Source organism: Rhodocyclus tenuis (assembly GCF_014197755.1).
GTDB classification, from domain to species: Bacteria; Pseudomonadota; Gammaproteobacteria; order Burkholderiales; family Rhodocyclaceae; genus Rhodocyclus; species Rhodocyclus tenuis.
On record NZ_JACIGE010000006.1, the window covers coordinates 76455 to 102507 of the forward strand.

The 26053-nt window shown below is 64.8% G+C and carries 20 protein-coding genes and 6 tRNA genes; 12 read left to right on the top strand and 14 right to left on the bottom strand.

Annotated elements, in window-relative coordinates; all coding sequences use genetic code 11:
• Positions 1–19: 19 nt before the first annotated feature.
• From GGD90_RS09525 to GGD90_RS09545, 5 genes are all read left to right on the top strand, one after another.
• Positions 20–1540: a hypothetical protein gene (locus GGD90_RS09525; RefSeq protein WP_153116573.1), complete on the top strand. Its 1521-nt coding sequence runs from the start codon at positions 20–22 to the stop codon at positions 1538–1540.
• Positions 1541–1641: 101 nt separating this feature from the next.
• Entirely contained in the window at positions 1642–2304 is a 663-nt protein-coding gene (locus tag GGD90_RS09530) for a hypothetical protein (protein ID WP_153116572.1), read from the top strand.
• Positions 2305–2307: 3 nt separating this feature from the next.
• Positions 2308–3288, top strand: a complete 981-nt coding sequence (locus GGD90_RS09535; RefSeq protein ID WP_153116571.1) for a peptidoglycan-binding protein — start codon at positions 2308–2310, stop codon at positions 3286–3288.
• 527 nt (positions 3289–3815) lie between these two features.
• A complete protein-coding gene (locus tag GGD90_RS09540; RefSeq protein WP_153116570.1) occupies positions 3816–5315 on the top strand; it encodes an aminoacyl-histidine dipeptidase in 1500 nt (499 codons plus the stop codon).
• Positions 5312–5545 (top strand): DUF3820 family protein, encoded by a 234-nt coding sequence (locus GGD90_RS09545; RefSeq protein ID WP_153116569.1) that lies wholly within the window; start codon positions 5312–5314, stop codon positions 5543–5545. Before GGD90_RS09540 ends, GGD90_RS09545 begins: the two co-directional genes overlap by 4 nt.
• Positions 5546–5577: 32 nt before the next feature.
• On the opposite strand, the gene GGD90_RS09550 is transcribed toward GGD90_RS09545, so the two are convergent.
• From GGD90_RS09550 to GGD90_RS09560, 3 genes are all read right to left on the bottom strand, one after another.
• Positions 5578–5654: transfer RNA gene (locus GGD90_RS09550), tRNA-Asp, on the bottom strand.
• A 74-nt stretch (positions 5655–5728) separates the two neighbouring features.
• Positions 5729–5804 (bottom strand) — tRNA-Glu (locus tag GGD90_RS09555).
• A 26-nt stretch (positions 5805–5830) separates the two neighbouring features.
• Positions 5831–5906 (bottom strand) — tRNA-Ala (locus GGD90_RS09560).
• Positions 5907–6405: 499 nt separating this feature from the next.
• On the opposite strand from GGD90_RS09560, the gene GGD90_RS09565 reads away from it, so the two are divergent.
• Positions 6406–7734 (top strand): NAD(P)/FAD-dependent oxidoreductase, encoded by a 1329-nt coding sequence (locus GGD90_RS09565; protein ID WP_153116568.1) that lies wholly within the window; start codon positions 6406–6408, stop codon positions 7732–7734.
• Between the two features lie 74 nt (positions 7735–7808).
• Here the strand turns inward: GGD90_RS09565 and GGD90_RS09570 are convergent.
• From GGD90_RS09570 to GGD90_RS09605, 8 genes are all read right to left on the bottom strand, one after another.
• Positions 7809–7885 (bottom strand) — tRNA-Asp (locus tag GGD90_RS09570).
• 44 nt (positions 7886–7929) lie between these two features.
• Positions 7930–8005 (bottom strand) — tRNA-Val (locus tag GGD90_RS09575).
• A 16-nt stretch (positions 8006–8021) separates the two neighbouring features.
• Entirely contained in the window at positions 8022–8294 is a 273-nt protein-coding gene (locus GGD90_RS09580; protein WP_153116567.1) for an HU family DNA-binding protein, read from the bottom strand.
• A gap of 153 nt (positions 8295–8447) precedes the next feature.
• A complete protein-coding gene (gene lon / locus GGD90_RS09585) occupies positions 8448–10859 on the bottom strand; it encodes an endopeptidase La (RefSeq protein WP_153116566.1) in 2412 nt (803 codons plus the stop codon).
• Between the two features lie 87 nt (positions 10860–10946).
• Positions 10947–12218 carry an ATP-dependent Clp protease ATP-binding subunit ClpX gene (gene clpX, locus GGD90_RS09590; RefSeq protein WP_153116565.1) on the bottom strand — a complete coding sequence of 424 codons (1272 nt, stop codon included), beginning with the start codon at positions 12216–12218 and terminating at the stop codon, positions 10947–10949.
• A gap of 53 nt (positions 12219–12271) precedes the next feature.
• Complete coding sequence (gene clpP / locus GGD90_RS09595; RefSeq protein ID WP_153116564.1) at positions 12272–12901, bottom strand: ATP-dependent Clp endopeptidase proteolytic subunit ClpP; 630 nt, start codon at positions 12899–12901, stop codon at positions 12272–12274.
• 56 nt (positions 12902–12957) lie between these two features.
• Positions 12958–14286, bottom strand: coding sequence for a trigger factor (tig, locus tag GGD90_RS09600; protein WP_153116563.1), 1329 nt, complete (start codon positions 14284–14286; stop codon positions 12958–12960).
• 42 nt (positions 14287–14328) lie between these two features.
• A tRNA-Leu gene (locus GGD90_RS09605) sits at positions 14329–14413 on the bottom strand.
• Positions 14414–14650: 237 nt separating this feature from the next.
• Here GGD90_RS09605 and hpnC point away from each other — a divergent pair.
• The 3 genes from hpnC (at position 14651) to hpnE (ending at position 17864) form a co-directional block, all read left to right on the top strand.
• A complete protein-coding gene (hpnC, locus tag GGD90_RS09610; protein ID WP_153116562.1) occupies positions 14651–15496 on the top strand; it encodes a squalene synthase HpnC in 846 nt (281 codons plus the stop codon).
• A gap of 80 nt (positions 15497–15576) precedes the next feature.
• The gene (gene hpnD, locus GGD90_RS09615) at positions 15577–16410 is read left to right on the top strand and encodes a presqualene diphosphate synthase HpnD (RefSeq protein ID WP_153116561.1); all 834 of its coding nucleotides are present in this window, start codon (positions 15577–15579) and stop codon (positions 16408–16410) included.
• A complete protein-coding gene (gene hpnE / locus GGD90_RS09620) occupies positions 16395–17864 on the top strand; it encodes a hydroxysqualene dehydroxylase HpnE (RefSeq protein ID WP_228273713.1) in 1470 nt (489 codons plus the stop codon). Before hpnD ends, hpnE begins: the two co-directional genes overlap by 16 nt.
• 26 nt (positions 17865–17890) lie before the next feature.
• Here hpnE and GGD90_RS09625 read toward each other — a convergent pair whose 3' ends face one another.
• Complete coding sequence (locus GGD90_RS09625) at positions 17891–18661, bottom strand: ABC transporter ATP-binding protein (RefSeq protein ID WP_228273712.1); 771 nt, start codon at positions 18659–18661, stop codon at positions 17891–17893.
• On the opposite strand from GGD90_RS09625, the gene GGD90_RS09630 reads away from it, so the two are divergent.
• Together GGD90_RS09630 and GGD90_RS09635 are read left to right on the top strand one after the other, a co-directional pair.
• Complete coding sequence (locus tag GGD90_RS09630; protein ID WP_153116560.1) at positions 18654–19307, top strand: arylesterase; 654 nt, start codon at positions 18654–18656, stop codon at positions 19305–19307. The genes GGD90_RS09625 and GGD90_RS09630 overlap by 8 nt on opposite strands.
• Before the next feature lie 251 nt (positions 19308–19558).
• Complete coding sequence (locus GGD90_RS09635; protein WP_153116559.1) at positions 19559–22249, top strand: bifunctional acetate--CoA ligase family protein/GNAT family N-acetyltransferase; 2691 nt, start codon at positions 19559–19561, stop codon at positions 22247–22249.
• 77 nt (positions 22250–22326) lie between these two features.
• On the opposite strand, the gene GGD90_RS09640 is transcribed toward GGD90_RS09635, so the two are convergent.
• On the bottom strand, positions 22327–22527 hold the full coding sequence (locus tag GGD90_RS09640; protein ID WP_153116558.1) for a DUF3460 family protein: 201 nt from the start codon (positions 22525–22527) through the stop codon (positions 22327–22329).
• Between the two features lie 289 nt (positions 22528–22816).
• On the opposite strand from GGD90_RS09640, the gene GGD90_RS09645 reads away from it, so the two are divergent.
• Positions 22817–23452 (top strand): DUF5610 domain-containing protein, encoded by a 636-nt coding sequence (locus tag GGD90_RS09645; protein ID WP_184415068.1) that lies wholly within the window; start codon positions 22817–22819, stop codon positions 23450–23452.
• 12 nt (positions 23453–23464) lie between these two features.
• Here GGD90_RS09645 and clpB read toward each other — a convergent pair whose 3' ends face one another.
• Positions 23465–26047 carry an ATP-dependent chaperone ClpB gene (clpB, locus tag GGD90_RS09650; protein ID WP_153116557.1) on the bottom strand — a complete coding sequence of 861 codons (2583 nt, stop codon included), beginning with the start codon at positions 26045–26047 and terminating at the stop codon, positions 23465–23467.
• Between the last annotated feature and the right edge of the window lie 6 nt (positions 26048–26053).

Here is a 26053-nt window from a genome sequence, read left to right on the forward strand (position 1 = left end):
TGGCGCAATGGGAGCAGCGATGGGACAGAACGCTCGCGGCATCAGCGACAAGGAGAAAACGGCGCTCTGGGAGGTGTTCAAGGGGCCGCTGACGCTGATCCTCTATGGCATCGCCGGCGTCATCGTCGTGCTGGCGATCAAGGCCACCGGGCTTTTCCAGGATGTCGCCGGCTTTCTCACTTTCGGCAAGAGCGCCGAGCGCATCGCGACGCTGGTTTTCCTCGTCGGCCTCGGCTTTGCGGCCTTCCTGTGGTGGCTATGCGCGCGCTACTTCCAGCTGCTGCGCGAGGCCAACCCCGGCGAGAACCTGCTGACCTCGCTGAAAGACCTGCCGATGGCGCTGCCCGAAGGCACGGTGCGCGCCATCATCGCGCTGATCATCGGCGTGGTCGGCCTGCCGCTGCTCGTTTTCAGCAAAGAGCTCGGGCTCAGCGACGCCATCGCCGGCTACGTCAACGGCATCATTATCGGTGTGTTTTCCTACTATTTCGGCACCCGCGCCAACGCCGGCGACGCGCAGACGACGCGCCAGACAGTGAAGATGCTCGACACGGCGCAAGCGACCAACGCCACCCTCGAACAGAAGGTCAACGAACTCAACGGCGAGGTTGAGCAGGTCGACGGCCTGAAGACCTCGCTGCAGGCCAGCGACTTCGACCGCCAGACGACCCGCCTGCAGGAACAGCTGACGCAGGCCGAGGTGCTGATCGACGTGCTCGGTCCGGCGCTGCCCAAGGGGCTGATTCCCGATGGTGCCGGCGACGCGCTGAAAACAGCGCAACAGGTGCTCGCAAGCGCACGCCAGCTGAAAGCCGGCGAAATCACCGGCGAAACGGTAACGCAGGTCGCCAGCGCCGCCGAAACGCTGATCGGCAAGTCGCCACTGACCGCGCTGCTCAAGACAGCCGCCGGCGCGATGCCGGCACTGGCCAATCTGACGCCGGCGGCCGGCGTTGCGCTGCTGCTCGGCGTTGCCTGGCGGCTCGGCTCCGACCAGTACCGGCGCTGGGTGGCACGCGTGCTCGACGCCCCCTACGATCCACAGTTGATCAGCCTCGGACTGATCACGCCGACCTCGGCCGAAATCGCCTTCAAGGACTGCCCGATCTTCAAGAAGGCCTTCGCTGACAGGCTCCAGCAGCCCGCCTTCATCAGTGATCTGCTGGACGCGGTGCTGCGCGATGACGCGGCCGACCGGCTGTGGGCCGCTTACGGCGCGAAGAGCGAGTGTTTCGCCAGCCGGGGCGAACTTGAGCAGGGCCTGAACGAGTTCCGCGGCGCTCTGCTCTGGGATCAGTCGGCGAGCGATATCAACCCGACGCAGATCCGCGAAGCGCAGGCGGTGCTCGCCGGCACGCCGCTCGCCGGAGGTGAACCGGCGCCCGAGCAGGTCAACGCAGCGCTGCGCGAAATTGCCACCAACAGCAATGCCAGCGACGAACAGCGCAGCGCTCTGCAAGCGCTGGTCCTGCTCGTCGGCAGTCTGCGCCAGGCCAAGCTCGACCCCCTGAAACTCATTGCCGAGGGCTGGAAATCATGACCCCGTCCCGCTTCTTGCCGGCCGGAATCCCGGCACCTTCCCCGCACCGTGATGCCTCGCGGCCCGCAAGCTTTTTGCTGCGCCGGTGCCAGCGGCCCGGATTGCTGCTGGCCCTCTGCGCCGCCACGCTGACCGGCTGCGTCGTCACCCCGGTCGTCGACCAGCTTGACGACTTCCAGAAAGGGCGCGCGGCCGGCCGCTGGCAGGAGATCGCCGATGCCACGCCGCGCGACTGCAAGGCCGAGGAAAACGGCTGCGCCCGACTCTATGCGATTCATGCCGAAGCCAATCACCGGCTGGCCTTCGACGGCCGCGCCAACAAGGCCGTTTGCCCACCGAGCAGCACGGTTCCGCAGCTGCGGCTTGCCGCCGACGAATTCGCGCGCAGCCTGAAGACCGCAGACAGCTCGCTTGATGCCGCCGAGCGGAGCAAATTGCACGAACTGCGCACACATGCGCTCTATTGCCTCGCCGAAAACGCGGCAACGATCGGCGACGGCGTGCGTCTGGCCAATGCGGCTAATAGCGAAGCGGCCGCGTTGCCGCGCCCCAAGGCGCTGTTGTGGCAGGCGATGACGCAGCTCTATCTGGCGCGACCCGGTGCCGGCAACGACAGCCAGCGCTGTCAGTCGGTCAAGGCGGCAGCCGCCAGGGCCAGCGAAGCGCAAGCGCTCGCTGCCGACAGCGAAAGTAGCGCCTTGCTGGTGCGCATCGCGCGCGATAGCGCTTCGCTCAAGGCGAGCATCAACGATTGCGGAGGCTGAAACATGGAGCTGAGCGGCGATCTCTCTTTCCGCTTCCCGCTGCAGCGCGGCCTCGAAGTGCGCGCCGTACAGCAAGCGCTGGCGCGCGCCAGGCTGCTGCAGGCACCCGCCGACGGCATCTTCGGGCCAGCCACGCGCAATGCGGTGCTGAACTTCCAGCAGATGCACCAGCTGCGCCCGGACGGCATTGTCGGTCGCGACACCTGGAGCCTGCTCTTCTCCGAGCAGGCAGCGGTCGTTCCGGCGAATGACCAGCAGCGCGGGCCCGCCGCGTCGGTCATTGGTGGATCCTGGGGAAGGCAGCTGCAACCCTACGTTGACCGTCTCGGTCAGCCGCACGGTTCGCCCGTTGGCAGCAGCGGACTGCGCTGGTGCCTCGACGCCGATGGCGTAAGGGTCGACGATGTCTTGCCGCGCTCGAAGGGCAAGCCGACAACGGTATCGAACACCTGGTCGGCCTATCGCACGGTGTTCGAGAAGTGCGCAGCGGCCTACGGCGTGCCGGTCGAACTGCTCGTCGCCGTCGCCTGCACCGAAAGCGGTGGCAATCCGCAAGTGGTTCGACTTGAACCGGGCTACGAAAGCGACGAGGCAACACCTGCACGCATCTCGGCCGGGCTGATGCAGACGCTGATCTCGACCGCACGTGCGGCGACGGGCGACAAATCGCTCGACCGCGCCGCCTTGCTGACGCCGGAAGCCTCGGTTCGGGCCGGCGCTTGCTACATCAAGCAGCAGGCAGTGACGGCACGGGCGCCCACCAATTTCGACCCGCCGCTGGTCGGTATCGCCTACAACGCCGGATCGCTCAGACCATCCGGCAACAACCGCTGGGCGCTGGTGCAGACCGAACGCGACGTCAAGTTGAAGATTTTTCACGCCGACGCTTTCGTCGAGTACTTCAACGATCTGTTCAGTGTCCTGGCGAGCGCACCGCCGCTTGCCAATACCCCGAGCTTCTGGACTGCCCTGCACCAGAGCTGAAGCCACGCAGAGTAGCGGCACGTACCGCCAGCGCATTTCACGCGCGATGCTCTGCAGCATGCACTCCCCATATTCCCAGGCGGTCGCGCGCGCAATTGAGCGCCATCGAAAACACCGCGCCTGCACAAAAAACGCCTCCGGGCACTTGACTTATGCACAACAAGGCCTTTGGCACGGCGACGCATGCGACGCACTGCCACTCGCCACGCCGACGCTGGCGTTTTTTTTGCCTCCCCATTAAATCAATGAGTTAAAAGCACGCTCAGAGTTTTGGCAAAGTAAGGCAAATCCTTTGCTGACGGCCACTTAGCGCGCTCTCTGACAGCTAATCCACAGACTTATCCACAGCTTTTGTGGACAACAAAAAAACCGTATATCGGCTAGGGGCTTAGGCAGCATTTCTCACGCAGAGCATAAATGCCCACGTCGTGCTACCGGGACTCCCGGCGCCGCCGAGGCGCCATGCAACTTGACGAAAAGTGCCGGACGCGCGACTTTCCCGAGCTTCCGCAACGACTTCCACCGCCATGCTCCCGACCGACTCTGTCCTCTGCCGTCTCGAACCCGCCCTCGTCTGGGCACATTTCGCCACCCTCTGCCGCATCCCGCGCCCGTCCAAGGGCGAAAGCCCCTTGCGCGAACATCTGCGGCAATGGGCTGCGAGCAAAGGTCTGCAGGCAAGCGTTGACGCAGCCGGCAATCTGCTCATCAGCAAACCAGCCAGCCGCGGTCACGAAGACGCGCCCGGCGTTGTTCTGCAGGCACATCTGGACATGGTCTGCCAGAAGAACAGCGGCACAGCGCATGACTTCACGCGCGATCCGATCCAGCCAGAGCTGCGCGATGGCTGGCTGATCGCCAATGACACGACGCTGGGCGCCGACAACGGCATTGGCGTCGCACTGGCGCTAGCCGCGCTCGAAGACGAATCGCTGGCGCACGGACCGCTGAAAGTGCTGCTCACGGTCGACGAAGAAGCCGGCATGGGCGGCGCGCGCGGTCTGACCGAGGGCGCGCTGCAAGGCTGGTTGCTGCTCAACCTCGACACCGAAGAATGGGGCGAATTTTACCTGGGCTGCGCCGGTGGGCTCGACGTCAACGTCAGCCGCCCGCGAAGCGCCGAAGCACTGCCCGAAGCTCACGTCTGCTGGCAGATCGAAGTCGCCGGTTTGCGCGGCGGACATTCCGGCGTCGATATCCACCGCGAGCGCGGCAACGCGATCAAGCTCCTGGTGCGCGTGCTGCGCGATCTGGAGCGCCGCTGGCCGCTGCGCCTCGTGTCGCTGCACGGCGGCAGCGCACGCAACGCCCTGCCGCGCGAGGCGCAGGCGAGCATCGCGCTGCCTGACAGCATCGCTGGCGACGCGGTCACAGCCGCACTGGCCAGTTGGCAGGAACTGTTGCGGCAGGAGTTGCGCGAGGTCGATGCCGGCGTCACGCTGCGCTTTTTGCCGGCCAGCGCCGATGCCGTCCTGAGCGCTGCCGAGCAGGCGGTCTGGCTGGCCTCGCTGCACGCCGCACCGCATGGTGTCAGGCGCTGGAGCCAGAGCGTTCCCGGCGTCGTCGAAACCTCGAACAATCTCGGCATGGTGGCAATCGATACAAACGGCGGCAGTTGCAACTTCATGCTGCGTTCGCTGCTCGATAGCGGCAGTCGCGCGCTGGCCGACGAGATCGTCAGCCTGTTCGCGCTGTCGGGAACGCTGGTCGAGCAATCAGGCCACTATCCGGGCTGGGCGCCGAACCCGGCATCGCCGCTGCTGGCGCTGTGCCAGTCGGTCTATCGCCGCGAATTCGCCGCCGAATCGCGGGTGCAGGTAATCCACGCGGGACTCGAATGCGGCATCATCGCCGCCAAGCATCCGGGAATCGACATCGTTTCCTTCGGGCCGACCATTCGCGGCGCGCACGCGCCCGGCGAAAGCGTCGACATCGACTCGGTGGCGCGCTGCTGGCAACTGCTCAAAGCCGTACTTGCCGCTGTCGGCGAGGGTACGGAGGCGAGCGACCACCGGCAGCCTGCATGAACGCGGAGAGCCTGCAGCTGCTGCTGACGACGGAGATGCCCTACGGCAAGTACCAAGGACGCCGTATCGCCGACCTGCCCGGCAACTACCTCAACTGGTTTGCGCGCGAAGGTTTTCCGCCCGGAAAACTCGGCCAGTTGCTGGCCCTGATGCACGAGATCGACCACAACGGCCTGTCGTCACTGCTTGACCCGTTGCGCCGTGCCAATAGAAAAATCCCAATATATTGATTCCATTGGGAAAAACAAAAACCTGGATGAGGTGGCGGAGTGGACGGGACTCGAACCCGCGACCCCCGGCGTGACAGGCCGGTATTCTAACCAACTGAACTACCACTCCGCGTGGCCGATCCGGGAGGGCCGGATCGCAAGAACTGCGTGCTGCTGGCCAGACCCGGCATGAGCCGAAAGAGCTGGCGTCCCCACGGGGATTCGAACCCCGGTTATCGCCGTGAAAGGGCGGTGTCCTAGGCCTCTAGACGATGGGGACCTGGATGTTTTGAATCTTCTTCCGGCTGGTGGAGGTAAGCGGGATCGAACCGCTGACCTCTTGCATGCCATGCAAGCGCTCTCCCAGCTGAGCTATACCCCCGTCCGAAAGAAGCGGCATTATAGGGAGGGCCTCCCGGTGTGTAAAGGCTTTTGGCGGGCAAATTTGCTGCCGATGCACCGCCGGCACTCCAGCCCGCCGAACAGCTGGCTCCAGCGCATGCCTTGACCGCAGCAGTGCGGCGAGACGAGGCATGCGGTCGCCATACCGCGGCGATGCACCTCTGCGCTTGACCGGCGAAAAATTGCGCAAGCGTCAGCGAGTGCAGAGCATTCGCGCTCCGGCGATGGCCGCGGTCAGAAATCCGGGGGGATTTCAGCCCCCCCCTCTCAGCGCACTGGAACGAAGCGCTGAAATCGCGGTCTTGAGCGTGGCTTCGCTTCGGCCTTGCAGGGAAACAGATACGTATCAGGCCGACCGACGCCAGCCACAGGCTCAGCGCGGACTTCAGCTGGCTGCGCCTGGTTTGCAGGCCAGCTCGCCGGCTGCATGTAGTCGGCTGCAGCTTGGCAGTTCTCTGTGCTTCGCGAAAATAAAAGCCATGAATGAGACCCCCGAAAACTCTTTGCACAAGATCGTTATCGTTGGCGGTGGCGCCGGCGGTCTGGAACTTGCAACACGACTGGGCGAGGCACTTGGCCGCCGGGGCAAGGCCCATATCACGCTAATCGACCGCAACTGGACGCACATCTGGAAGCCGACGCTGCACGAGATCGCCGCTGGCAGCATGGATATGGGCGACCACGAGGTCGGCTACCTAGCGCAAGCGCACTGGCATGGCTTCCGCTTCCGCATCGGCGAGATGACCGGCATCGACCGCGCCAGACGCGAAGTCCACGTCGCCTCCTTCGTCGACGCCGAAAGCAAGGAAGTCACCCCGAAGCGTTCTTTCGCTTACGACACGCTGGTGATATCCGTTGGCAGCCAGTGCAACGATTTCGGCACGCCTGGCGTCCGGGAATACGCGCTGAAGCTGGAAACCGCCAAGGACGCACGCCGTTTCCACGCACGCATGATCAACGCCTGCGTACGCGCCCACGCGCAAGCCGGCCCCTTGCGCCCAGAGCAACTGCACGTGGCGATCATCGGCGCCGGCGCGACGGGAATCGAGCTCGCCGCCGAACTGCACCACACCACCCGTGAGGTCGTCGCTTACGGCCTTGATCGCGTCGACGCCGAAAAGGACATCAAGCTCGTCGTCATCGAGGCGGCACCACGCGTACTGCCGGCGCTGCCCGAGCGTCTGTCGAGCGCCACCGAGGGGCTGCTGCGCAAGCTGGGTGTCGAAGTTCTGACCAACGCCAAGGTCTCCGAGGTCCTGCCGAATGCCGTTCGTCTGGCCGACGGCCGCGAACTTCCGGCCGAACTGGTGGTATGGGCCGCTGGCGTCAAGGCTGCGGACTTTCTGGCGCATCTCGACGGCCTTGAAAGCAACCGCATCAATCAGCTGCTGGTCCGGCAGACGCTGCAGACCACGCTTGACGAGAACATCATCGCCATGGGCGACTGTGCCTGCTGCCCGTGGCCGGAGAAGAACGGATTCGTCCCGCCACGCGCGCAGGCCGCGCATCAGCAGGCCTCACACCTCTTCCGCCAACTGCAGCGGCGCATCAAGGGAAAACCGTTGCAGGACTTTCACTACCACGACTACGGCTCGATGGTCTCGCTCGGCAAGTTCAGCACCGTCGGCAGCATGATGGGCGGTCTGATGAAGGGCAGCCTGTTCATCGAGGGCAGCTTCGCCAAGCTGATGTACATCTCGCTGTACAAGATGCACGAACTGGCGCTGCACGGCTGGCCGAAAGTCACGCTGGATTCGCTGATCCGCCTGATCACCCGCCGCACCGAGCCGCATGTGAAGCTGCACTGATAGCAGTGCAGCACTTGCCAGTAAAGCAAAACGCCCTGCCGATTCAATGAATCGACAGGGCGTCAGCGTATTCTTGGCGGAGTGGACGGGACTCGAACCCGCGACCCCCGGCGTGACAGGCCGGTATTCTAACCAACTGAACTACCACTCCATGCACCGGCAGGATATGCGCGGCTGAAACAATTTCGCGATTGCTGGTGGGTGCTGACGGGCTCGAACCGCCGACATCCAGCTTGTAAGGCTAGCGCTCTACCAACTGAGCTAAGCACCCTGCCGCGAAAGGTCTGCTAGTTTAGCGCATCCTTCAAGGCTTTGCCAGCACGGAACTTGGGCGTCGTCGCCGACTTGATCGTGATTTCCTTGCCGGTTCGCGGATTGCGTCCGCTGCGCGAAGCGCGCTGGCCAACGTAGAAGGTACCGAAGCCGACCAGCGTTACGCTGTCACCGTTCTGCAAGGCCGTCTTGACCGCGGCGATCGCCGCATCGACGGCGCGCCGTGCCGATGCCTTGGAAATATCCGCCGCTTCGGCGACGTGGTCGATGAGTTCAGATTTGTTCACAGAAGCCCCCTGATCTGGAAATTGAATACGGCAAACTCCGGAGGGCGTTTATAGCAAGCAGAAAAAGACAATGTCAAGAAAATGAAGTCCGGCGGCATCGCCGGGACAGCGATGCGTGCAGGCCGGAAACCTCCGCCCTGCACGCGTGCCGTGTCAATGCGTGACCACCGCCGTCGCCGCCGCTGGATCTACGGCGGCAGCAACCGCCGCGACCGGAACGTCGGGCAGTGCCTCGGGCAAGCGCTCCAGCGCGTGCTCGAACACCTGATCAATCCAGCGCACCGGAATGATCTCGATACGTCCCTTGACGCTATCGGGAATCTCCGCGAGGTCCTTGACGTTCTCTTCCGGAATCAGGGCCTTGCGCAGTCCGCCGCGAACCGCCGCGAGGAGCTTTTCCTTGAGACCACCGATCGGCAACACCTCGCCGCGCAGGGTGATTTCGCCGGTCATCGCGACGTCGCAACGCACCGGTATCTCGGTGAGCACCGACACCAGCGCGGTGCAGATGGCGATACCCGCCGACGGACCGTCCTTGGGAATGGCACCTTCCGGCAAGTGGATGTGGATGTCGCTCTTCTGGTAGAAATCGTCCTGGATACCGAGCGAACGCGAACGCTTGCGTACGACCGAGAGCGCCGCCTGGATCGACTCCTGCATGACGTCGCCGAGCTTGCCGGTGGTCGTCGTCTTGCCCTTGCCGGGCAGCACCACCGATTCGATGGTGAGCAGTTCGCCGCCGACCTCGGTCCACGCCAGACCGGTCACCTGCCCGACCTGGTTTTCGCGTTCGGCAAGGCCGTAGTTGTAACGGCGCACGCCGAGGAACTTGTCGAGGTTGCGCGCACTGACGGCCACCTTGGTCTGGCTCTTGCGCAGCAGCAAGGTCTTCACGACCTTACGACAGATCTTCGACAGTTCGCGTTCCAGCGAGCGCACACCGGCTTCCCGCGTGTAGTAACGCAGGATGTCGCGTAGTGCACTTTCGGCGACCGTCAGTTCGGCCTTCTTCAGACCGTTGTTCTTCATCTGCTTCGGCAGCAGGTAACGCTGCGCGATGCTGACCTTCTCGTCCTCGGTGTAACCGGAGAGGCGGATCACCTCCATGCGGTCGAGCAGCGGCGCCGGGATGTTGAGCGTGTTGGCGGTGGCGACGAACATCACCTCGGAGAGGTCGTACTCGACTTCGACGTAGTGGTCGACGAAGGTCGAGTTCTGTTCGGGATCGAGCACCTCGAGCAGCGCCGAACTCGGATCACCACGGAAGTCGAGACCCATCTTGTCGACTTCGTCGAGCAGGAACAACGGGTTCTTGACCGCGACCTTGGTCATGTTCTGCAGGATCTTGCCGGGCATCGAACCGATATAGGTGCGGCGGTGACCACGAATCTCGGCTTCGTCACGCACGCCACCGAGGCTCATGCGCACGAACTTGCGGTTCGTCGCGCGCGCGATCGACTGGCCGAGCGAAGTCTTGCCGACGCCCGGAGGGCCGACGAGGCAGAGGATCGGCGCCTTCAGCTTGTCGACACGCTGCTGCACGGCGAGATACTCAAGGATGCGTTCCTTGACCTTCTCGAGGCCCCAGTGGTCCTTGTCGAGCACCTTTTCGGCTTCAAGCAGATCCTTGCTGATGCGCGTCTTCTTGCGCCAGGGCAGGCCGATCAGCGTTTCGATGTAGTTGCGCACGACCGTCGCTTCGGCCGACATCGGCGACATCAGGCGCAGCTTCTTCAGCTCCGACTGCGCCTTGGCGGCCGCTTCCTTGGTCATGCCGGCGGCACTGATCTTCTTGTCCAGCTCTTCGAGATCGGCGCCCTCTTCGCCTTCGCCGAGCTCCTTCTGGATCGCCTTGACCTGTTCGTTCAGGTAGTACTCGCGCTGGCTCTTCTCCATCTGCCGCTTGACGCGGCCACGGATGCGCTTTTCCACCTGCAGGATGTCGATTTCGGTTTCGAGCTGCGACAGCAGGCGCTCGATGCGCACGCGGATGTCGAACAGTTCAAGGACTTCCTGCTTCTGTTCGAGCTTCAGCGGCAGATGCGCGGCGATGGTGTCGGCGAGACGGCCGGCCTCCTCAATGCCAGCGATCGACGTCAGGATTTCCGGAGGTATCTTCTTGTTCAGTTTGACGTACTGGTCGAACTGCGCGATCACCGCGCGGCGCAGCGCCTCGACCTCATGCTCGATGCCGTCCTCGGCCTCGACCGGCAGCGCACGCGCGTAAAACAGCTCGGCTTGCGCATCAATCGCCTCGACCACTGCGCGCTGCGAGCCTTCGACGAGAACCTTGACGGTGCCGTCGGGCAGCTTGAGCATCTGCAGGATGTTGGCGACGCAGCCGATCGAGTACAGATCCTCGGCTTCCGGGTCGTCCTTGGCAGCGGATTTCTGGGCAACCAGCAGAATGCTCTTGCCGGCTTCCATTGCCACTTCGAGGGCCTTGATCGACTTCGGCCGGCCGACGAAGAGCGGAATGACCATGTGCGGAAACACCACCACGTCGCGCAAGGGCAACAGCGGCAGATCGACAGGCTCGGCGGGGAGAAGGGAAATGGATGACATCAGGGGCGCCTTACAGGTAGTCGTCGATACCCCCAACTGGGGGCATCGACGGAAATAACAAGCTGCAGGAAGAAGCGGCGCGATACTTCAGTTGGAACCGGAAACCTTCGGCTGGTCCGCGTAGATCAGGATCGGTTTCACGTCGCCGCTGATCATGTTCTCGTCGATGACGACCTTTGAGACATTTTCCATGCCCGGGAGTTCGTACATCGTGTCGAGCAGCACGGCTTCGAGGATCGAGCGCAGGCCACGCGCACCGGTCTTGCGCTCGAGCGCCTTGCGCGCGATCGCGATGAGCGCAGCGGGGCGGATCTCCAGCTCGACGCCTTCCATGCCGAACAGCTTCTGATACTGCTTGATCAGCGCGTTCTTCGGCTCGATCAGGATCTTCACCAGCGCTTCCGACGACAGCTCCTCGAGCGTCGCCACCACCGGCAGGCGGCCGATCAGTTCGGGGATCAGGCCGAACTTGATCAGGTCTTCGGGTTCGACACTGCGCAGCACGTCGCCGACGGCCTTGCGGTCGTCCTTGCTCTTGACCTCGGCACCGAAGCCGATGCCGCCCTTTTCCGAACGGTTGCGGATGACCTTTTCGAGACCGTCAAAAGCGCCGCCGCAAACGAACAGGATGTTGGTCGTGTCGACCTGGACGAAATCCTGGTTCGGATGCTTGCGCCCGCCTTGCGGCGGCACCGAGGCGACGGTGCCTTCGATCAGCTTCAAGAGCGCCTGCTGCACGCCCTCGCCGGAAACGTCGCGGGTGATCGACGGGTTGTCGGACTTCCTGGAAATCTTGTCGATTTCGTCGATGTAGACGATGCCCTGCTCGGCCTTCTCGACCTCGTAGTCGCACTTCTGCAGCAGTTTCTGGATGATGTTCTCGACGTCCTCACCGACATAACCGGCTTCGGTCAGGGTCGTCGCGTCGGCCATCACGAAAGGCACGTTGAGCAAGCGCGCCAGCGTCTGCGCGAGCAGCGTCTTGCCCGAGCCGGTCGGGCCGATGAGCAGGATGTTGCTCTTCGCCAGTTCGACCTCTTCGGTATTGCGGCCGTGGTGACGCAAGCGCTTGTAGTGGTTGTAAACGGCCACCGACAGGATGCGCTTGGCCTGTTCCTGACCGATCACGTACTGGTCGAGGATGCCGCAGATTTCCTTCGGCGTCGGCAGATCGGCGCGCGCGCCCTTGCCACCCTGCTCGCCGGCGATTTCGTCGCGGACGATGTCATTGCACAGTTCGATGCACTCATCGCAGATGAACACCGACGGTCCGGCAATGAGCTTCTTCACTTCGTGCTGGCTCTTGCCGCAGAACGAGCAGTAAAGCAGCTTTTCGCTGCCACTCTTCTTTTCTGACATGTCCGTCTACCTTTTCACTGTGTGAGCAACAAGCCGCTGGAGGGACAGCAGGCTCAAGCCGCCGTCTCCCGGCTGACCAGCACCTTGTCGACCAGGCCGTATTCTGCTGCTTCCTGAGCCGAAAGGAAATTGTCACGATCGGTATCGCGCTCGATGCGATCAACCGGCTGACCCGTGTGCAAGGCCATGATCTCATTGAGCTTTGCGCGCAAGGAAAGAATTTCCTTGGCATGAATCGCGATGTCGGACGCCTGCCCCTGGAAACCGCCCATCGGCTGGTGAATCATGACGCGCGAATTGGGCAGGGCGAAACGCTTGCCCTTGGCGCCAGCCGCCAGCAGGAAGGCGCCCATCGACGCCGCCTGTCCGAGACAAAGCGTGGACACGTCGGGCTTGATGAACTGCATGGTGTCGTAGATCGACATCCCCGCCGTTACCGAACCGCCCGGCGAGTTGATGTAGAAATGGATGTCCTTGTCCGGATTGTCGGCCTCGAGGAACAGCAACTGCGCCACCACCAGATTGGCGGTGACGTCGTTGACCGGCCCGACGAGGAAGATCACCCGCTCACGCAGCAGGCGCGAGTAGATGTCGTAGGCGCGCTCGCCACGACCGCTCTGCTCGATCACCATCGGCACCATACCCAGCGCCTGCGGTTCCCAGCTGCTTTCATGCATGCTCATACTTGCTCCTCTGGCTGAGTTCTGACAAGAAATCGTCGACGATGCAACAAACCTTTTCAGGACTTGCGCCCCATCAGCTCTTCAAAAGCGATCGGATGCTCGTTGACCTTGGCCTTGGCGAGTACCCAGTCGACCACCGCCGCTTCAACCGCGACGGCCTCGATTTCAGCGAGGCGCTCGGGCTGCCCATAGTACCAGTGCACCACTTGCTCCGGATTTTCGTAGCTTTGCGCAGCCTCTTCGATGATCGCACGCACTTCCGCCGGATCCGCCTTCAGTTCGGTCTCGCGGATAACTTGAGCAAGAATCAAGCCGAGCTGGATGCGGCGGACAGCCTGATCGACAAACCATTCGGGCTGCACCGGGAAGTCCTTGCCCTTGACGCCGCGTTGTTCCATTTCCTGACGCGCCTGGTCCATCAGACGCTTGATTTCGTCTTCGACCAGTGCTTTCGGCGCCTGCACCGGCGTCACCTTGAGCAGCGCGTCAAGCACCTGTTCCTTGACGCGCGAACGCAGACGCTTCTTCACTTCGCGACGCAGATTGCCCTCGATTTCGCTACGCATGCGCACCAGATCGCCATCGTCAACACCCAGCGCGCGCGCGAAATCGGCGTCGATCTCCGGCAGCACCGGCGCCGAAACCTTCTTCACCGTCACGTCGAAGCTGACTGCCTGACCGGCAAGCTCGGCCGCCGGATAGTCGGCCGGGAAGGTCATCTCGAAAGTCTTCGACTCGCCGGCCTTGAGGCCGACAACCGCCGCCTCGAAATCGGCGAGCATGGCGCCGCGGCCGAGCACAAAACCGTAGTCGGTCGCCTGACCGCCGGCGAAGGGTTCGTCGCCCTTGCGGCCGAGGAAATCGATGACCACCTGGTCGCCCGCTGAGGCGGCACGGTCGGCCTCTTCGTAGCGAACGCGCTGCTGACGCAGGATGTCGAGCGTGCTGTCAACTTCGGCGTCGGTCACTTCAAAGACGACACGATCAATCGCCACGTCGTCGAACGCGCCGACCTTGACTTCGGGATAAACCTCGAAAACCGCCGAAAACTCGAGGTGCGTCGTGCTTTCGCTCGCCTTGGCCTCGATCTTCGGATAGCCGGCGACGCGCAGCTGTTGTGCCTGCACGGCTTCGCCAAGTGCGCGGTCGAGCGCATCGGTCAGCGCCTCGTGGCGCGCTTCATCGCCATACTGGCGCGTCACCAGCGAGATCGGCGCCTTGCCGGGACGGAAACCGGGCAGCTTGAGCTTGCGCCCCATACGCTGCAAACGCTGCGCGACATCCTTTTCGAAGTCGGCCAGCGCCACCGAAAGATCAATGCGACGCTCGAGCGGATTCACCGCCGGCTGTTCGGTTTCAGGAGTGTTTGCGACGGTCGTTTCCATTGAAGATCCTTAGTGATACGGGGCATAGGGTGAGTAAAATTCTGGTGCGAGAGAAGGGAGTCGAACCCCCACGCCTTGCGGCGCTGGAACCTAAATCCAGTGCGTCTACCAATTCCGCCACTCTCGCGAACGATCTGCAATTTTAACCGAGATCGCCCTATACTGTCAGCCGCTGCGCTGGGGCGGAATTTCCCGCGCGCAGTCCTTGCCGGCAGTCCGCCTCCGGCATCAGGCGCCAAGCCAGCTTCACCGGGCAAGCCGCGCAGCCGCGAACCATGCAGGACGGCTGACGATTCCTCCGCCCGCCATCAGTTTAAAGCCATCGTCATCAACACTTTCCCCGATTCGCGACGCGCCGCTGCCGATGTCCGTTGACCATTACGAGAACTTTCCGGTCGCCTCGCTGCTGCTGCCTGCGCGACTGCGCCGCCCGATCGAAGCGATCTACCGCTTCGCCCGCGCAGCCGACGACATCGCCGACGAAGGCCAGCTGTCGGCCAGCGAACGGCGGGAGCAACTCGGCGCCTACTACGCGGCACTCGACACCATCGCTGCCGGCGCCCACCCGGCGCCCGAATTCGCCGAACTCGCTGCTATTGCCAAGGAATGGCAACTGCCGCTGCAGCTGCTGCGCGACCTGCTCGACGCCTTCTCGCAGGACATCGACAAGGCGCGCTACGCCGACCATGCCGAGGTGCTCGACTACTGCCGCCGCTCGGCCAACCCGGTCGGCCGCCTGCTGCTGCATCTGGCCGGCTGTAGCGGCGAGAACGAACTGCGCCGCTCCGACGCAATCTGCAGCGGGTTGCAACTCGCGAACTTCTGGCAGGACATCGCTATCGACTGGCAGAAAGACCGCGTTTACCTGCCGCAGACCGATCTCGAGCGTTTCGGCATCGACGAAGCGCAGATCGCCGAAGCGCGCTGGTCGCCGGCCTGGGCAGCGCTGCTCGACTTCGAGATCGACCGTGCCGAACACCTGCTGCGTTATGGCGCACCGCTGGTGCATGCCCTGCCCGGTCGTCTCGGCTGGGAAATCCGCCTGACGGTGCAGGGTGGCTTGCGCATCCTCGAAAAGACGCGGCGTGTGCGCGGTGACGTTTTTCGTCAGCGACCGACGCTGGGCGTCAGCGACTGGCTGCGCATGGGCTTGCGCGCGCCGTTCACCGGGCTCGGCACAAGCAGCCTGCCAGCTGGTGCGCAGCCCTGAGCCCCAACCATGACAGCAGAACGACTCACGCCCGACGCGCAACGCCTCCCACAAATCAGCCCAGCCATCGCCACGGCCCCATGACTCCCGACCAGTATTGCCAGCAACGCGCCTCCGGCAGCGGTTCGAGCTTTTACTACAGCTTCCTTTTCCTGCCGCCGCTGCGCCGGCGCGCGATCACCGCGCTGTATGCCTTCTGCCGCGAGGTCGACGATGTCGTCGACGAATGTCGCGAACCGGCCATTGCCGCCAGCAAGCTCGCCTGGTGGCGCGACGAAGTCACGCGCCTCTACCACGGCACGCCGCAGCACCCGGTCACCCGGGCGCTGAAACCACTGCTCGCCGATTTCAGCCTGCCGCAGGAACAGCTCGAGGAAATCATCGACGGCATGGCGATGGACCTCACCAACACGCGCTACGCCGATTTCAGCGCGCTGTCGCTCTATTGCTACCGCGTCGCCAGCGTCGTCGGCCTGCTGTCGGCCGAGATCTTCGGCTACCGGGACCGGCAGACGCAGAAGTACGCGCACGATCTGGGAATGGCCTTCCAGCTGACGAACATCATCCGCGACGTCGGCGAGGACGCGCGACGCGGCCGCATCTACCTGCCCGGCGACGAACTGGCGCGCTTCGGCGTCGCCGAATCCGACCTCGCCGCCGGCCGCTACTCGGACGCCTTCACCCGCCTGATGTCCTTCCAGATCGAACGCGCCGAGCACTACTACGCGCAGGCGCTGGCCGCGCTGCCGGCGATCGACCGCAAGGCGCAGCGCCCGGGCCTGCTCATGGCGGCGATCTACCGCACCGTGCTCGACGAAATCCGCAGCGACGGCATCAGGACGCTGACGCAGCGCATCTCGCTGCCGCCGCTGCGCAAACTGTGGATCGCCGCGCGCACGTGGGTCACCGCCTGAACCCCGGCCCGAATCACAGCCAGACTCCCGGTGCACAAGCCGCCGGCAGGGTCGCCATCGTCGGCGGCGGCTGGGCCGGGCTCGCCGCCGGCGTCGAACTCGCCGCTGCCGGCGTGCCGGTGGTCGTCTTTGAAGCCGCGCGCAGCCTCGGCGGCCGTGCACGCAGCGTCGACCGCGCCGACGGCAGCCGGCTCGACAACGGCCAGCACATCCTGCTCGGTGCCTACAGCGAAACCCTGCGCCTGATGCAGCGCGTCGGCGCCGACCCTGAGCGCCTGTTGCACCGGCAAGCACTCGACCTGCGCTACCCCGGCAGCGCCAGCGCAGCGCCTTTTCGCCTGCATTTGCCGCGCTTGCCGGCGCCGCTGCATCTCGCCGTCGGACTGCTTGCCGCAGAAGGGCTTACTTTCGCCGACAGGCTCGCCGCCGTGCGCTTCATGCGCTCGCTGCAGACGCGCGCCTGGACGCTGCCCGCCGACGAAAGCGTTGCCGCCCTGCTTGAGCGTGAAGGACAGGGAAAACGCGGCAGCCGCCTGCGCCGACGCCTGTGGGAACCGCTCTGCCTGTCGGCGCTGAACACCCCGGCGTGCGAGGCGTCGGCACAGGTCTTCGTGAACGTTCTGCGCGACAGCCTCGGCGGCACGCGCGCGGCAACCGATCTGCTGCTGCCCGCCGCCGATCTTGGCCGGATTTTCCCGGAACCGGCAGCGGCGTTCATCGCCGCTCACCGCGGCGAGGTACGCGTTTCCACTCGGGTCAGCAGCATCGAGGTCGACGACAGCAGCGGCGCTTTCATCGTGCGCAGCACTGCGGCAGGCGCTGCCGACGCCGGGGGCGCGCACGCGGCGGCGGGCGACGACGGTGGCGGCGAGCGCTTCGCGCAGATCATCGTCGCCACCGCCGCGCCGGCCGCCGCGCGTCTGCTCGCGCCGTGGCCGGCGATCGCGGCGCCTTTCGCGGCGCTGACGCAGGCGCCGATCGGCACGCTCTACCTCGGCTACCCGCCCGAGGTCCGCCTGCCCTTCCCGTTGCTCGGTCTCGATGGCGAAGGCGGTGGCGCGGCGGCGCTGGCCGGACAGCCTGCCGACCAGACACCGCTCGGGCAATGGGTTTTCGACCGCGGCCAACTCTGTGCAACGCCGGGCGTGCTCTCTTTCGTCCTCAGCGGCAGCGGCGCATGGGAGGCTTTCGACGCCGCAGCGCTCGGCCAGCGCCTGCAGCGCGAACTGGAAACGGCGCTCGGCGAACGCCTGCCGCCGCCCTTGTGGCGGCAACTGATCAGCGAACGCCGCGCCACCTTCGACTGCCTGCCAGGACTGGCGCGACCCGCCTGCCGGACGGCGCAACACGGACTGTGGCTCGCCGGCGATTTCGTCTGCGCCGGTTATCCGGCGACGCTCGAAGGCGCGGTGCGCAGCGGCGTCGCCGCGGCGCGCGCCATCCTCACGGACTGAAACGCGGCGCCCTCAGCCAACCGCTGTCAGCTGACGACTTCGAGCCGGCCGGCGTGCATGCGCAGGATGCGGCCGCAGCGCGCGGCGATCTCCTCGTCGTGCGTCACCAGGATCAGCGTCGTGCCGCGCTCGGCGTTGATCTCGAACATCAGGTCGATGATCTGCGCGCCGGTGGCGGCGTCGAGATTGCCGGTCGGCTCGTCGGCGAGCACCAGTTGCGGTTTCGGCGCGAAAGCACGCGCCAGCGCAACGCGCTGCTGCTCGCCGCCCGACAACTGGCGCGGCGTATGGCCGAGACGCTGCCCGAGGCCGACGCGCTCGAGCCAGCGGCGCGCCTCGGGCTCGGCATCGGCGGCACCGGCCAGTTCCAGCGGCAACATCACGTTCTCCAGCGCACTCAGCGCCGGCAGCAACTGGAAGGACTGGAAGACGAAGCCGAGCAGGCGCCCGCGCAGGACGGCGCGACCATCCTCGTCAAGTGCGCCGATACCTTCGCCGGCAAGATGCACCGACCCCGAACTCGGCAGGTCGAGTCCGGCGATCAAGCCGAGCAAGGTCGATTTGCCCGACCCGGAAGCGCCGACGATGGCCACCGTCTCGCCGGCGGCGACCGAGAACGAAATCTCGTGCAGAATGGTCAGCGTTTCGCCAGCACTGCTTGCGACTTCCTTGTGCAAGGCACTGGCGACGATTGCCGGCGGCCGACCCGCTGCCGCCGCTGCGCCACCGGCGCCCTGTTCGGCCCGGCCACCAGCATCCTCGTCAATCTCCTCGACACCTGCGTTCATCATGTTCATCTCGCGACTGCTCCTCTCGTGCAAGCTGCCACTACTGGCAGCCATGCTTTCTGCGACCTTGCTGCTGCTCGCGCCGACGGCGCAGGCGGCGCGCGACATTCCGCGCAACATCCTGATCTTCGGCGATTCGCTCTCGGCCGGCTACGGCATCCGTCAGGACGCTGCCTGGCCGGCGCTGCTGGCGAAACGGCTCGACGAACGCAAGCTGGAGTATAGCGTCGTCAATGCCAGCATCTCGGGCGAGACCAGCAGCGGCGGCCGCGCCCGCATCGCCGCCCTGCTCACCCGGCACCAGCCGGCGATCGTCATCGTCGCGCTCGGCGCCAACGACGGCCTGCGCGGCCTGCCAATCACCACGCTGCGCGACAACCTCGCTGCCATCACCGAGTCGGCGCAGCGCAGCAGGGCGCGCGTGCTGATCGTAGGACAACGCCTGCCGCCGAATTACGGCAACTATGCGGAAGAATTCCACGCCGTCTTCGGCGAGGTGGCGCGCAAACGCAAGACGGGCCTGGTCGACTTTCTGCTCGAAGGCGTCGCCAGCGAGCCGCAACTGTTCCAGGCCGACAACCTGCACCCGACCGCCGCCGCGCAGCCGCGACTGCTCGACAACGTCTGGAACGGTCTGGCGCCACTGTTGCGCTGAGCACTTTCGCCGCGCCGTTCCGCCTGCCACCGCCCGCTGGAAAATGCTCCCGCCAAGCACTCCGGCAACGGCTTCCGACACCCGGCAAACGGCTTTTTTCGGGGGCTTGTTGCAACGCGCATGCAGCGCTGCAACAAAGGCCGCGAGCGCCCGCCACAAGGCGCTTTGCGCCGAAAGACCGGCGCCTTGATTTGTGCTAGATTGCCGCCACCCAAAACACTTATTCCGACTCAGCCTCCAGGTAAAACGCCATGCTTGAGCAACACTATCTGACCAGTCTCTTCGAACCAAAATCGGTTGCGGTCATTGGCGCTTCCGAACGGGAAAACTCTGTCGGCGCAATCCTCTTTCACAACATCCTCGAATCCGGCTACAAGGGGCGCCTGTACCCGATCAATCCGCGCCACGAAACCGTGCTGGGCGTGCCGGCGTTCAAGTCGATCGAGGAGATCGGCGCCCGTGTCGAACTGGCGGTGATCGCCACCCGGCCGCAGCTGGTGCCGGCGATCGTCGAGCAATGCGGGCGCAGCGGCGTCAAGAACGTCATCGTCATCACCTCGGGCTTCTCGGAATCCGGCCACTCCGGCGCCGCGCTCGAACGCAAGATGCTGGAAATTGCGCGCAGCTACAACGTGCGCGTGCTCGGCCCCAACTGTCTCGGCATCATCCGCCCGGAACTCGGCCTCAACGCGACTTTCGCCCGCGTGGACGCAATGCCCGGCAACCTGGCACTGGTGTCGCAGTCCGGCGCCATGTGTTCGTCGGTGCTCGACTGGGCGAAGAGCAACCGTGTCGGCTTCTCCACCGTCATTTCGCTCGGCGGCACCGCCGACGTCGACTTCGGCGAGATCCTCGATTACCTGATCTACGACAACCGCACGCACTACATCCTGCTCTACGTCGAAGGCATCCGTAACGCCCGCCGCTTCATGAGCGCGCTGCGCTCGGCGGCGCGCATCAAGCCGATCATCCTGCTCAAGGCGGGTCGCCATGCCGCCGGTTCGGCGGCGGTGCAGACGCACTCGGGAATGGTTGCCGGCTCCGACATCGTTTTCGACGCCGCAGTGCGCCGCGCCGGTGTCGTCCGCGTCAAGAACGTCGGCCAACTGTTCTACGCCTCGAAAGCACTGGCCTCGAAGTTCCGCCCGCAGGGCAAGCGGCTGGCGATCATCACCAACGGCGGCGGGCCGGGTGCGATGGCCGCCGACCGCGCCGGTGACCTCGACATTCCGCTGGCCGAACTGTCGCTGGCGACGACGCAGGCACTCAACGCCGCGATGCCGGCGAACTGGTCGCACAGCAACCCGATCGACATCGGCGGCGACGCAACGCCCGAACGCTACCGCGACGCGATCCTCGCCGTCGCCCAGGACGCCGAAGTCGACGGCATGCTGGTGATGCTCTCGCCGCAGGCGATGACGCAGCCGATGGAAGTCGCCAAGGCGGTGATCGCCGTCAGCGACCAGACGTCGAAAGCCATGCTCACCTGCTGGATGGGCGAAGAACAGGTCGCCGAAGCGCGCCTGTCGCTCGAAGAAGCGTCGATCCCGGCCTTCCGCATGCCGGAAACCGCGGTCGAGCTCTACCACCACATCTCGACCTACTACCGCAACCAGAAGCTGCTCTTGCAGACGCCGGAACCGACCTCGCGCAAGCAGCGCCAGGAAACCGAAGGCGCCAAGATGCTGATCGAGGCGGTGCTGCAGGAACGGCGCAAGGTGCTCTCCGAGATGGAATCGAAAGCCATCCTGCGCGCCTTCCGCGTGCCGGTGGCGCAGACCATGGTCGCACGCACGCCGACCGAAGCGCTGCTGCTCGCCGAGCAGATCGGCTTCCCGATCGCGATGAAGGTCGACTCGCCCGATCTGGTCACCAAATCCGACGCCGGCGGTGTGCGCCTCAACCTGACCAACGCGCTGGCGGTACGCAACGCCTATCACGACATCATCGAGACGGTGCAGAAGAAGCGCCCGCACGCGCGCATCAACGGCGTCTCGATCGAACCCTACCTCGACCGCCCGCACGGCCGCGAACTGATGGTCGGCGTCGTGCGCGACCCGATCTTCGGGCCGGTGATCACTTTCGGCGCCGGCGGCGCCGAAGTCGAAATCTTCAGCGACCGCGCCGTCGCGCTGCCGCCGCTCAACGGCTTTCTGGCGCAGGATCTGATCCGCTCGACGCGCGCCTCGAAACTGCTCGGCGAATTCCGCAACATGCCGCCGGTGAATATGGATGCGCTCGAGGAGGTGCTGCTCAACATCTCCGAGATGGTCTGCGAACTGCCTTGGCTGCAGGAGCTCGACCTCAACCCGCTGATCGTCGACGAGAACGGCGCCATTGCCGCCGACGCGCGCATCGTCATCGACTACATGCCGCCCTCGGGCGACCGCTATTCGCACATGGCGATTCACCCCTACCCGGTGCATCTCATCCAGGACTGGCAGCTGCCCGACGGACGCACCGTCACCATCCGCCCGATCCGCCCGGAAGACGCCGAACTGGAGCAGGATTTCGTCAAACGCATGTCCGACGAGAGCAAGTACTACCGCTTCATGGACACGCTGCGCGAACTGACGCAGGCGATGCTGGTGCGCTTCACGCAGATCGACTACGACCGCGAAATGGCGCTGGTGGCGACGATGCGCGGCGACGACGGCAAGGACATCGAAATCGGCGTCGCCCGTTACGTCACCAACCCCGACGGTGAGTCGGTCGAGTTCGCGCTGGCCATTGCCGACGACTGGCAGAAGCACGGCATCGGCCGCAAGCTGATGACGGCGCTGATCGACTGTGCGCGCGCCAAGGGCTACCGCACCGTCGTCGGCGACGTGCTCTCGCTGAACAGCAAGATGTTCCGCCTGATGACCAGCCTCGGCTTCACCATCCACCCGCACCCCGAAGACCCGGCCGTCAAGCGCGTGGTCAAGCCGCTGCTCAGCTAGAACACACGCAGCGCACCGCAAAGCATGAAGGGGCGACCGGCAGCGGTCGCCCCTTCATGCTTTGCCCGGGAAAAAGTTCAGGGCTGCTTGAAATTGACGTCGTAAGGGTAGGCGTGATGCGCCTTGCGCCCTTCGCTGAAAATGTCGGCGACGTCGGCAGTGGTCTTGCGATCCCACCACAGCGCGCGGCCGCGCTGTTGCTCCGCGACCCAGTCGGGATTCTGCGCCAGCAGTTCGCGCATGAAACGGGTGTGCTCGGATTCGTAGCCAGCAGCCATCGGGATGTCCTAAGAAAAACGGCCGCGCGCAGCGCGGACAGGCAGGGTGCATTCTATCAAGGGTGTCAGTGGAAAGCTGGCGTGCCGTCAGGCACCGAGTCGGGGCCTCGCCGCACAGCCGACAAACTGATTGCTGCCACGCTATTCAGGATCGGGCCGGTATTGCCGATAGCAGTCTCAAGGTCGCCTGCCCTTGTGCAGGCCGGCGCTGAAACCCGCACTGCGACTCCCGCGAAGGGACGGCAGGCGGCAGGAGGCGCCGCCTTCTACAAATCGAGAGGAAACTACGATGTCCCAAGAAAACAGTTCATCGGCGATCGGATCGCGCCCGAGCGATCCCGCCGCCGACTTTCCGCGCCGGACGACCGACGGCAGCAGTGCAACGGGTGCTGCGAGCGCGTCGACCTCATCCATCAAACAAGCCCGGATCGAGCAGAACGCAGCGATCATTCAGATGTCGCTCGACGTGTCGATCAGCACGAAGAACCAGCCGCTGACGCTGCTGCTGAAGACAGCGATCGCCGGCATCAACGATCAGCTGAAGCCGGAATTCGGCGAAAACGCGATCGAGGCGGCCAGCGCAAGCGGTCAGGACAACAGCGCCGCCGGCACCGCTGGCCGGATCGTGTCGCTGTCCACGGGATTTTTCGAAGCGTACAAGGCGCAGCACCCGGACGAGTCGGCCGACGAGGCGCTGACCAACTTCATGGCGACGATCCGCAAGGGCTTCGAGACAGGCTACGGCGAAGCGCAGAAAATCCTGCAGGGATTGGGCGTGCTGCAGGGCGACCTGGCCAGCGACATCGAGAAGACCTACAGCCTCGTCACCGCCGGCTACGCCGACTTCGAAGCAGCGCAGCGCCAGCTGATCAAGGACGCAGCGGCGCCGGCTGAGAGTCCTGCGCCCACCGCCAGCGGCAGCTGATCGCCCGGCGCATCACTTCTCGAAGCGCATCACCCCGCCCTCGCAACTGACCTTGATCGCATCCTTCGCCGCGAAGCGGCCTTCGAGGATTGCCTTGGCCAGCGGGTTTTCCAGCTGCGACTGGATCGCGCGCTTGAGCGGCCGCGCACCGTAGACCGGGTCGAAGCCGGCGGCAGCGATTTCGGCCAGCGCGCTGTCGTCGACCTGCAGCTGCATGTCGAGCTGCGCCAGCCGCTTTTCGAGATAGCCGAGCTGTACGCGCGCGATCGACTTGATGTTCGCCTCGTCGAGCGAATGGAAGACGATCACCTCGTCGATGCGGTTGATGAACTCGGGACGGAAGTAGGTTTTCACCTCGCCCATCACCGCCAGCTTGACGACGTTGTAATCCGAGCCGCTCATCTGCTGGATCATCTGGCTGCCGAGGTTCGAGGTCATGACGATCACCGTGTTCTTGAAGTCCACGGTGCGCCCCTGCCCGTCGGTCATGCGACCGTCGTCGAGTACCTGCAGCAGCACGTTGAACACGTCCGGGTGCGCCTTCTCGACCTCGTCGAGCAGGATCACCGAATAGGGCTTGCGGCGTACGGCCTCCGTCAAGGTGCCGCCTTCCTCGTAGCCGACGTATCCGGGCGGCGCGCCGATCAGCCGGGCGACCGAGTGCTTTTCCATGAACTCGCTCATGTCGATGCGGATCAGGTGCTCTTCCGAGTCAAACAGGAATTCGGCGAGCGCCTTGCACAGCTCGGTCTTGCCGACGCCGGTCGGGCCGAGGAAGAGGAAGGAACCGTAAGGCCGGTTCGGGTCGCCGAGGCCGGCGCGCGAGCGGCGGATCGCGTCGGACACCAGCCGCACCGCCTCGTCCTGGCCGACGACACGACGGTGCAGACGGTCTTCCATGCCGAGCAGCTTCTCACGCTCGCCCTGCATCATCTTGGAGACGGGAATGCCGGTGGCACGCGACACCACTTCGGCAATTTCCTCGGCGCCGACCTGGTTGCGCAGCAGGCGGTTCTTCACCGCGCCGTCGCCCTTGCCGGCGCTCTCGGCGGCCTTCAGCTGCGCTTCGACCTGCGGCAGCTTGCCGTATTGCAGCTCGGCCACCTTGTCGAGCTTGCCCTCGCGCTGCAGACGGACGATTTCGGCACGCAGGCGGTCGATTTCCTCCTTGAGGTGAGCACTGCCCTGCACCTGCGCCTTCTCGGCCTTCCAGATCTCCTCGAGGTCTGAATACTCCTTCGACAGCCGGGCGATTTCCTCCTCGATCAGCGCAAAGCGCTTGCGGCTGCCTTCGTCCTTTTCCTTCTTCACCGCCTCGCGTTCGATCTTCAGCTGGATCAGCCGGCGGTCGAGCTTGTCCATCACCTCCGGCTTGGAGTCGATTTCCATGCGGATGCGCGCGGCGGCCTCGTCGATCAGGTCGATCGCCTTGTCCGGCAGGAAGCGGTCGGTGACGTAGCGGTGCGAGAGTTCGGCGGCGGCAACGATGGCCGGGTCGGTGATCTGCACGCCGTGGTGCAGCTCGTACTTCTCCTGCAGGCCGCGCAGGATGGCGATGGTCGATTCGACCGAGGGTTCGTCGACCAGCACCTTCTGGAAGCGGCGTTCGAGCGCAGCGTCCTTCTCGATGTACTTGCGGTATTCGTCGAGCGTCGTCGCGCCGATGCAGTGCAGCTCGCCGCGCGCCAGCGCCGGCTTGAGCATGTTGCCGGCGTCCATCGCGCCTTCGGCCTTGCCGGCGCCGACCATGGTGTGCAGCTCGTCGATGAAGACGATGATGCGCCCTTCGTCCTGCGCGATTTCCTTGAGCACCGCCTTCAGCCTTTCCTCGAACTCGCCGCGGTACTTGGCACCGGCGAGCAGCGCCGCCATGTCGAGCGAGAGCACGCGCTTGCCCTTTAGCGTTTCCGGCACTTCGTCATTGACGATGCGCTGCGCCAGACCTTCGACGATCGCCGTCTTGCCGACGCCCGGCTCGCCGATCAGCACCGGGTTGTTCTTGGTGCGCCGCTGCAGGATCTGGATGGTGCGGCGGATTTCGTCGTCGCGGCCGATCACCGGGTCGAGCTTGCCCTGACGCGCGCGCTCGGTGAGGTCCATACAGTACTTCTTCAGCGACTCGCGGCTGCCTTCGGCTTCCTGGTTGTCGACGCTCTGCCCGCCGCGCACGGCGGCGATCGCCTGTTCCAGCGGCGCCCGCGCCAGGCCGTGCTGGCGCGCCAGCCGGCCGGCTTCGCCTTTGTCGTCGGCGAGCGCGAGCAGGAAGAGTTCGCTGGCGATGAACTCGTCGCCGCGCTTCTGCGCCTCGCGGTCGGTGATGTTGAGCAGATTCATCAAGTCGCGGCTGACCTGCACCTCGCCGCCATGCCCCTCGACTTTCGGCAGGCGCTGCAAGGCCTGCGCGACAGCCGCCTGCAAGGCGGTCACGTTGACCGCGGCGCGCGACAGCAGCGAGACGGTTCCGCCATCGTCCTGACGCAGCAGCGCGGCCAGGAGGTGCAGCGGCTCGATCATCTGCTGATCATTGCCGTTGGCGATGCTCTGCGCGTCGTCGAGCGCCTGCTGGAACTTGGTGGTCAGTTTTTCGGAACGCATGGTGCA

Bases quoted from the DNA above. Each gene is read 5' to 3' on its own strand.
- GGD90_RS09635 (WP_153116559.1), top strand. From the start codon at position 19,559: ATGCTTGAGCAACACTATCTGACCAGTCTCTTCGAACCAAAATCGGTT.
- GGD90_RS09535 (WP_153116571.1), top strand. From the start codon at position 2,308: ATGGAGCTGAGCGGCGATCTCTCTTTCCGCTTCCCGCTGCAGCGCGGC.
- clpX (WP_153116565.1), bottom strand. From the start codon at position 12,218: ATGTCAGAAAAGAAGAGTGGCAGCGAAAAGCTGCTTTACTGCTCGTTC.
- GGD90_RS09540 (WP_153116570.1), top strand. From the start codon at position 3,816: ATGCTCCCGACCGACTCTGTCCTCTGCCGTCTCGAACCCGCCCTCGTC.
- GGD90_RS09640 (WP_153116558.1), bottom strand. From the start codon at position 22,527: ATGGCTGCTGGCTACGAATCCGAGCACACCCGTTTCATGCGCGAACTG.
- clpP (WP_153116564.1), bottom strand. From the start codon at position 12,901: ATGAGCATGCATGAAAGCAGCTGGGAACCGCAGGCGCTGGGTATGGTG.
- lon (WP_153116566.1), bottom strand. From the start codon at position 10,859: ATGTCATCCATTTCCCTTCTCCCCGCCGAGCCTGTCGATCTGCCGCTG.
- tig (WP_153116563.1), bottom strand. From the start codon at position 14,286: ATGGAAACGACCGTCGCAAACACTCCTGAAACCGAACAGCCGGCGGTG.
- GGD90_RS09565 (WP_153116568.1), top strand. From the start codon at position 6,406: ATGAATGAGACCCCCGAAAACTCTTTGCACAAGATCGTTATCGTTGGC.
- hpnD (WP_153116561.1), top strand. From the start codon at position 15,577: ATGACTCCCGACCAGTATTGCCAGCAACGCGCCTCCGGCAGCGGTTCG.
- clpB (WP_153116557.1), bottom strand. From the start codon at position 26,047: ATGCGTTCCGAAAAACTGACCACCAAGTTCCAGCAGGCGCTCGACGAC.
- GGD90_RS09630 (WP_153116560.1), top strand. From the start codon at position 18,654: ATGTTCATCTCGCGACTGCTCCTCTCGTGCAAGCTGCCACTACTGGCA.
- GGD90_RS09645 (WP_184415068.1), top strand. From the start codon at position 22,817: ATGTCCCAAGAAAACAGTTCATCGGCGATCGGATCGCGCCCGAGCGAT.
- hpnC (WP_153116562.1), top strand. From the start codon at position 14,651: ATGTCCGTTGACCATTACGAGAACTTTCCGGTCGCCTCGCTGCTGCTG.
- GGD90_RS09525 (WP_153116573.1), top strand. From the start codon at position 20: ATGGGACAGAACGCTCGCGGCATCAGCGACAAGGAGAAAACGGCGCTC.
- GGD90_RS09625 (WP_228273712.1), bottom strand. From the start codon at position 18,661: ATGAACATGATGAACGCAGGTGTCGAGGAGATTGACGAGGATGCTGGT.
- GGD90_RS09545 (WP_153116569.1), top strand. From the start codon at position 5,312: ATGAACGCGGAGAGCCTGCAGCTGCTGCTGACGACGGAGATGCCCTAC.